This is a genomic window from Vreelandella jeotgali Hwa (genome assembly GCF_000334215.1).
GTDB lineage: Bacteria > Pseudomonadota > Gammaproteobacteria > Pseudomonadales > Halomonadaceae > Vreelandella > Vreelandella jeotgali.
Map to the genome: position 1 here is coordinate 23,145 of NZ_AMQY01000009.1, position 6,670 is coordinate 29,814.

Genomic DNA, 6,670 nt, shown 5'->3' on the forward strand with positions numbered 1-6,670 from the left:
TAAGGAGGACGTAAGATGTCTACTAGCTACTTAACTACCAGCGAGCTTGCCGAACGGATCAAGTACGACATCCGCACCATTCGCGAGCGTCTGAAAGACGATGTGCTGATCGAGGGCATCCATTACATTCGTCCGTTTGGCGGCCGCAAGATTTTGTATCTCTGGGAACCCATCGAGCGTGATATGCAGCTGCATTCCCAGGAAGAGAGCGTTGGCGTGCCGATGGCCGGCGGAGGTGTTTGTCATGGGTAAGGTTGCTACACGGCCCGAAACAGGAAATCTCTACTTTGACTTTCGTTATCTGGGCAAGCGCTGCCGCGAGCAGACGGCGTTATCCGATACCGCAGCGAACCGCAAAAAGCTTGAGCGGATTCTGGAGAAGATCGAAGCGGAGATCACGCTGGAGACGTTTGATTACGGCCGCTATTTCCCCGATAGCCCGCGCGCCAAAACGCTCAGCAAGCGCGCGTTGACCAGCACGAGTGGTTATCACGCGACGCCGCTGCTGCGCGACTTCGCCGAGACGTGGTTTGCCGAGAAGGAGATCGAATGGCGGGATACACAGATCGTGACGGTGCGAGGGTGTTTGGATCAGCACATTGTGCCGGCCCTGGGGCATAAAGAGGTCGGCAGCATCACCCGCGCAGAGATTCTTGAATTCCGAGCGTCACTCGCCAAAGTTCGCTCCCGGAACGGCAAGAAGCTCTCTGCCAGTCGTATCAACCACATCATGACGCCTTTGCGCATGATGCTGAATGAGGCCGCCGACCGCTACGAGTTTAGCTCATCGTTTCGCGGGATCAAATCGCTTAACGTGCCGCGCACCGACGTGGAGCCTTTCACGCTGGAGGAGGCACAGCAAATCATCCAACGGGTGCGCGCGGACTTTCGTGAGTATTACGCCGTGCGTTTTTTTACCGGTATGCGTACCGGCGAGATCGACGGCCTGACCTGGGAGCACGTGGACTTTGCCCGGCGCCAGATTCTGGTTCATCAGGCGTTGGTGGTGGGGGAGTTCGTCCCCACCAAAACCGACGGCTCGTTTCGTTCCATCGATATGTCGCAGCCGGTATTTGATGCCCTGCAAGCGCAGTTTGATGTAACCGGCAGAACCGGACTGGTATTTACCACGCGCAATGGCACGGCGCTGTCGCATCGCAACGTGACCAAGCGAGTGTGGTATCCGCTGCTGGAAGAGCTGGGGCTGCGCCCGCGCCGCCCGTATCAGACCCGTCATACCGCCGCGACGCTGTGGCTGGCGGCCGGTGAAAGCCCGGAGTGGATCGCCCGGCAAATGGGCCATACCACCACGGAAATGCTTTTCCGCGTTTACTCGCGCTTTGTGCCCAACCTGACGCGTCAGGACGGGTCGGCGTTTGAACGCATGCTGGAACAAAAACAGGCGTAAGGAGACGATGATGTATACCCTGGATGCCATCAAAAAAGCCCGCGAAGATATCGAGATGTCGCTGCAGGCTTCGCAAAAAACGAAAATTCAGCGCCGTGTGGAGCGGCGCCTGGCTGAGTCCCTGGCGGCGGCTACCAGCATTGCCAGCGGCAGCGGGCTGGTGATGTGGCTGGGCAACGGTGATGAAAAAAGCAATTTGGATGCGCTGGTGACATGGACAAGCTTCACGCTCAAGCAGCTGGGTCTTGAAGCCAATCGGCAGGCCATTCCACACCTGCTGGCCGAGTTGGAACGTACTCTGTGGGCCTGGGAGGATCAGTCATGGCACTAACGAAAACTGCACAGACGCCGCAGGGCGGGCGCACTTTTGAAGGTGAGCTTTATATCGCCGGCGTGGAGGGCCCAGAGTGGCTGATGGAGCACCGAGTCTGGGCGCTGTATGTGATCGGCGCCAAGGGCGGCTGCCGCTTTTATCTTACCGATCGCCACGTTAATGCGCATGGCGTACCGCAAATGGGGCAGCGCATTCAGGCCACGGCTAAATGGGCCAAATTCATCAGCATCCGGCTGTGCTTTCTCACGGGGTATCACGTAGTCAGCGACCCACTGCCACGCTAATGCTACTTTGACTACGACAAGACCTGTCCCCAGCCAGCAGATATTGCAGGCTGGGGACATTTTTCATGGCTCGGCGGCAGCGGTATGTACCTCGTTGTTGCCTGTCAGTCCCAGTACTAGCAGCGTCATAAAAGCGGAAAAACGCACCGCCTCCCATAGCGGCTGCTCGGTACTGGAATAGCTGGCTTCACGGGTAATTTTCAGGTCAGCATTGCCGTACCAGTATCGTGTTTTTCCCGTTTTAGACGCCGCAGGCACCAGCTCTATGCGATGTTGCGGAATGCTTGTTTCCTGCGCCCAATAGCGTTTTACTGCTTTGCTTTTGGCCGCTTTTTCCACCTCTACTACCAGTTGCGTATGGGTCATGCAGCGTAGCCGCTTGAGCATGCGACAAATGCAGCAAATGGCGTGGGCATCCGGCAGCGTAATATGGCCCGTGCTGCGCTGCATGTGTCGGCGAAATATCGTCAGGCTTTCTTCCGCTTCGTCGAGCTGATCATGATGCCAATCCAGCAACTTGTGGAAAAGCTGTCCGGCCTCTCGGAGAACAGTCGGCTTGATCGGTGGGGCCATACAACGATGCAGCTCGGGCATGTAGATGTGCTGCGCGGCTGCCAACTCATCGCGGCGGTCCTGCTGATCCCGACGGCTAAAACGCTGGTTGTGACGACGCGTTTTCTCCTGCATCAGTTGCTCGCCGCTCTCTGCCCATGCGGTCAGTTGGACAGTATCCACGACAAACCGATGCGCTGCTTTCCTGATAGCCTCGCCCCGAGAGGCGCCTTTCGCCTCTTGCTGCTCAATAAGCCGTAGGCTTTGATAAATGGTGATGGCTTCGGGCCACTCCAGAGCGGCGGTCGTCTGAGTATCCAGCGGGTTAACCGCCGGTGGATGATAGGGCTGCCAAGCGCCTGCCAATGGCGTTGGCCCGTGGTATGGCTTCCAGTGCTTGCTGACTGGAGCCAGCAGATCGCTGGCATGCGTTTGCCGTTCCAGTCGGTGCCGCTTACGCCAACTGGTAAGGGCGCTTTGGGAACTCATGTCCAGCAATCCCATTTGCATATCGGTGGTCACCAGCGGATCGATGCACTGCCGCAGCTCGTGGCCCAAAGCCCAATCCACCAGGTGTGAATACGTGCCCAGGGTTTCGTCCGGCGTGGCATGCCCGGCCCACAGCGCCAGCTGCCAGAGCCGCTTACGGGTAGGGCTTGATTGAGGCGCCAGCCCTGCCAGCGTTGATATATCAGCCTGGGCGTTGGGCATGGCAATCTTGCTTTCATCATTCAACAGCCAGCGCTGAGGCAGTAGTTCCCCGGGCGACCGCTCCAGCAAGCGTAACAACGTGAAGCTGACAAAGCTGTGGCGCAGATGGTGGTAGCGTACCGTTGGGTCACCGCTGACTGTTTTAAGCGCCGTCTGAATCGGGCGAAACAGCTCTTTATCGCCCAGCGGCAGCGTTCCGTTACCGCTGTGGCAGAAGAGCAAATGCTGCTCTGTTGCCTTCGTTGTGCTTTCGCCGCGACGACGCTGGCACCAGTCGATCAGCTGGCGCTTTTCTTCCGGCATCAGCAGCCATAGCGGCAACCGCCGCGTGGCCGAGTAGGTTTTACCGGTATGGAACTGGTTGGCGCGAACTATCAGTTCGCTGGATATCTCATCATGGTCAAGTACGAATGCCACATCGCGTACCAGCAGAAATGCACACTCGCTGCGCCGCAGACCCAGCCGGTAGCCCAGTATCAGAACGAGCGACTGCATGGTGCGAAAGCGCTCGGGCTGCTTGGAAGTAGCAATCAGCCTCAAGGCACGCCGATACTCTGCCGGCGTGATGATATTGGTATCCGCCAACGATGCGTTGCTTTTCGCCACTTCCAGTTCAACGTCCGGTGCGGCCTGGGTATCCATCACGTAGTCATGAAACTGCCGCAGGCGGTTTTGTGTTCGCACCCGACTGCGAACCGTTTTGGCATCGCTGATAACGCGGTCATACAGCGACTGCCACTGAACGGCATCCAGCATTTGAACGTCGTCCACTTCATGGCCGTGAGTGAGCAGCGGGCGTGCGATATTGGACAGGTACGTTGCCACCGTGCCGATGGCCAATCGGGTTTTTACTCGGCCGCCACGCCGTATCAGCGTTTGAGCCCAACCGACCAACAGGTTTAGCAGCGGGCCGTTTTTATCCGGTTCATTTAGAAATTGCTCGAGATGTTGAAGAGTCGCTGTGCGGCCTTCCTGACGAGTGGCAACCATAAAGCCATTCTGTAATTGGCGCAGCCGCTGTATTTGATCAGGCAGCTCCGCAGGCCTGGGCGGCACTGGCGCATAATCCAGATTGGCGTCCTCAGTGTCCTCCTGTTCGCTCGCCGGCGTGAGCACCAGTCCGGTGGTTAGCCTATGCCACGTCGAAGGTCGTAATGACGGTGCGGCGTCCGAGCTGCTGGCATAGTGGGTGAGCAGCGGCATCATATCCAGCGATGCCGAGGTGTGCGCCGTCTTGATAAACCACGCCAGGCTTTGAGGCCGATGGGCTGGTGAAATATGCTTGATGTAGTGAAAAACACAGGCTTCTATGCGGGCTTGAGGCGGCCACGTTTGGCCTACCTGCCGATAGTAGCTCAGCAGCAGTAACTGACTGACCGGGCTTAAAAATACCCGGCGATACAGGGTGCCGGCTTCATCGCTCAGCGCCTGTATGGCAGAAGTCTCTTCTACTGGCTCTTCGTCCGACAGTTCGACAGTAGCCGCCCTTTCGCTGCTGTCAGGTGCCAATGCCAGCAGTAGAAAAGGTATACCCTCCGCAAACATAACGCCGCTTACCACGGCCTCCGGCAGCGCTTTTAGCCAGCGTCGGCACAGTACAGCCCCCTCGCGTATCAGTTGAAACACCAATCGCCCGACCATCCATTTCGCCTGCGATTTATCGGCTAAATCACCGGGAGACACCACAGTGTCGTGTACGTTGACAAGGGCGTCCCAGGCTTCAAGCTCGCTAAACGTTTCCGTGGTCACCGACGGTGCGCGTCGAATCATGGTCACCAGCGGGCTGGGAATATTCACCTGCCAGCCAAGCTGCCGCGCGCCATGCTCAAGGCCTTTCACGAGAAAATTATGCTGGGTGCGTACCGCTGCGGGGCTACTGTTCTGATGCAGTACCTCGAAAACCTTGCTGATTGCTGCATCTGGAAAAGTGAGTGATGGCTGGCCTTCGCTTGCACCAGACACCTCTTTTTCCAGGGCTTTCAGCGCGTCGGCAGTTAGACGGTATTTCGCCAGAGCACGCTGGTATTTTCGTTCAGCCTCGCCGTCAGTATCGGTTCGTTGTGGCTCAGTCAGGTGCCAGCCTGACCAAATCGAAGTGTGATTCATAGCGCGATTCCCTCAATGACGGTCCAGCCTTGCTCCTGCATCATCTCTTCCACGCGAGAGGTAATATGTTGGCGATAGGCCCGGGGGCAAAACGTCGAGTGTTTTGCCCAAGGCTCCTGGCCCATATCCCAATGGCCCATGAAGGCGTCTACTTCTTCGGCCGAACAGCCGCGCTCTTTGAGCTGCGTATGCAGATAATTGTCGGGTCCCGTGTGATTAACAACCCGCTTGGTAAATAACTCAGGTCGCTTGGCCTGCCACTCCTTCATCGCCGCAATCGGTGATTGATGATGCAGTGCCTTCTGCGAGATGTGGTGATTGTACAGCCAAGCGTAGCGTTTGAGCGTCTGCTCCAGATCCTCGCCTGAGGTATAGCGCCGGGTGGCCAGCACGTCGCTGATGCGGCCGTTGAACCGTTCTACCATACCGTTCGTCTGCGGCCTTCCCGGCTTGATCAGGCGATGGTCGATACCATGGGCCTGGCACTCCAGATCGAAGGGATGGCGGCCGCTGGGCCTGCGCTCACCTGCCCGCGTGAAGCGATCGGTGAACGACTTGCCGTTGTCAGTCAGCACCGTCTGGATCGTGAAGGGCGCCTTTTCCTCCACACACTTCATGAACGCCTTGGCATCCCTGGCGGACTGGCTGCGCCTGACTTCCAGATAGACCCAACGTGTGGCACGGTCGATGGCAACATATAGGTAGCGCTTTTGCTCCTCGTCGGGCATCTGGGGCAGGTGCTTGATATCGACATGCACATACCCAGGCTCGTAGTCCTTGAAGGGCTTGTGCCGAGGCTTGCCATCATCTCCGGCATCCTGACGGGCCAGTTCCGCGAGTGTCGGCACCTCACGGCGCTTAAGCATGCGATGCAAGCCGGAGCGTGACAACCGAGGATTCAGAAACTCACGTGCCACGACGAGCAAGTCATCCAGACCGAGGCGCAGGAACTCGCGAGCGGCGATCAGCACTTCCTCCTGCTCGGACGTGAGCGTAGCCAGCAGGTTATGGCGTGTATGGGACCGATCATGAACATCGTCGCGGTACCGCCAACGGCGTATCGTCGAATCACCAACACCGTACTGGCGCGCCAACTCGCTATCGCTGATGCTGGCGGGCGCTGCCTGGATGTCAGCACGGATCTTTGGTGTGGTGGTGGCCTGCTTATGCAGCTTGATGTCCATGTCTCTGCTCCCGGATGAACTGCTGTAGAAGCTCTCTTGCTATCAGCAGAGGGTAACTTCTATCACTCATTTGATCATCAGGGACCCTACA

At 57.8% G+C, this 6,670-nt stretch carries 5 protein-coding genes and 1 pseudogene; 4 read left to right on the forward strand and 2 right to left on the reverse strand.

All coding sequences use genetic code 11. The features are described from left to right. Positions 1 to 15 precede the first annotated feature (15 nt). The 4 genes from C793_RS14690 to C793_RS0102195 are packed head-to-tail and all read left to right on the forward strand — an operon-like array spanning position 16 to position 2,026. Complete coding sequence (locus tag C793_RS14690) at positions 16 to 252, forward strand: hypothetical protein (RefSeq protein ID WP_017429311.1); 237 nt, start codon at positions 16 to 18, stop codon at positions 250 to 252. Next, a complete protein-coding gene (locus C793_RS0102185; RefSeq protein ID WP_017429312.1) occupies positions 245 to 1,408 on the forward strand; it encodes an Arm DNA-binding domain-containing protein in 1,164 nt (387 codons plus the stop codon). The genes C793_RS14690 and C793_RS0102185 overlap by 8 nt, the downstream gene beginning before the upstream one ends. Positions 1,409 to 1,418: 10 nt before the next feature. After that, entirely contained in the window at positions 1,419 to 1,739 is a 321-nt protein-coding gene (locus C793_RS0102190; RefSeq protein ID WP_017429313.1) for a hypothetical protein, read from the forward strand. Beyond that, positions 1,730 to 2,026 carry a hypothetical protein gene (locus C793_RS0102195; RefSeq protein ID WP_017429314.1) on the forward strand — a complete coding sequence of 99 codons (297 nt, stop codon included), beginning with the start codon at positions 1,730 to 1,732 and terminating at the stop codon, positions 2,024 to 2,026. Before C793_RS0102190 ends, C793_RS0102195 begins: the two co-directional genes overlap by 10 nt. Before the next feature lie 63 nt (positions 2,027 to 2,089). Here the strand turns inward: C793_RS0102195 and C793_RS0102200 are convergent, their stop codons facing one another. Both C793_RS0102200 and C793_RS0102205 read right to left on the reverse strand, forming a co-directional pair. After that, positions 2,090 to 5,395, reverse strand: a complete 3,306-nt coding sequence (locus C793_RS0102200; protein ID WP_017429315.1) for a site-specific integrase — start codon at positions 5,393 to 5,395, stop codon at positions 2,090 to 2,092. 200 nt (positions 5,396 to 5,595) lie between these two features. Next, a pseudogene (locus C793_RS0102205) lies at positions 5,596 to 6,579 on the reverse strand (IS481 family transposase); the annotation flags it as partial. Positions 6,580 to 6,670 lie beyond the last annotated feature (91 nt).

Bases quoted from the DNA above. Each gene is read 5' to 3' on its own strand.
- C793_RS14690 (WP_017429311.1), top strand. From the start codon at position 16: ATGTCTACTAGCTACTTAACTACCAGCGAGCTTGCCGAACGGATCAAG.
- C793_RS0102185 (WP_017429312.1), top strand. From the start codon at position 245: ATGGGTAAGGTTGCTACACGGCCCGAAACAGGAAATCTCTACTTTGAC.
- C793_RS0102190 (WP_017429313.1), top strand. From the start codon at position 1,419: ATGTATACCCTGGATGCCATCAAAAAAGCCCGCGAAGATATCGAGATG.
- C793_RS0102195 (WP_017429314.1), top strand. From the start codon at position 1,730: ATGGCACTAACGAAAACTGCACAGACGCCGCAGGGCGGGCGCACTTTT.
- C793_RS0102200 (WP_017429315.1), bottom strand. From the start codon at position 5,395: ATGAATCACACTTCGATTTGGTCAGGCTGGCACCTGACTGAGCCACAA.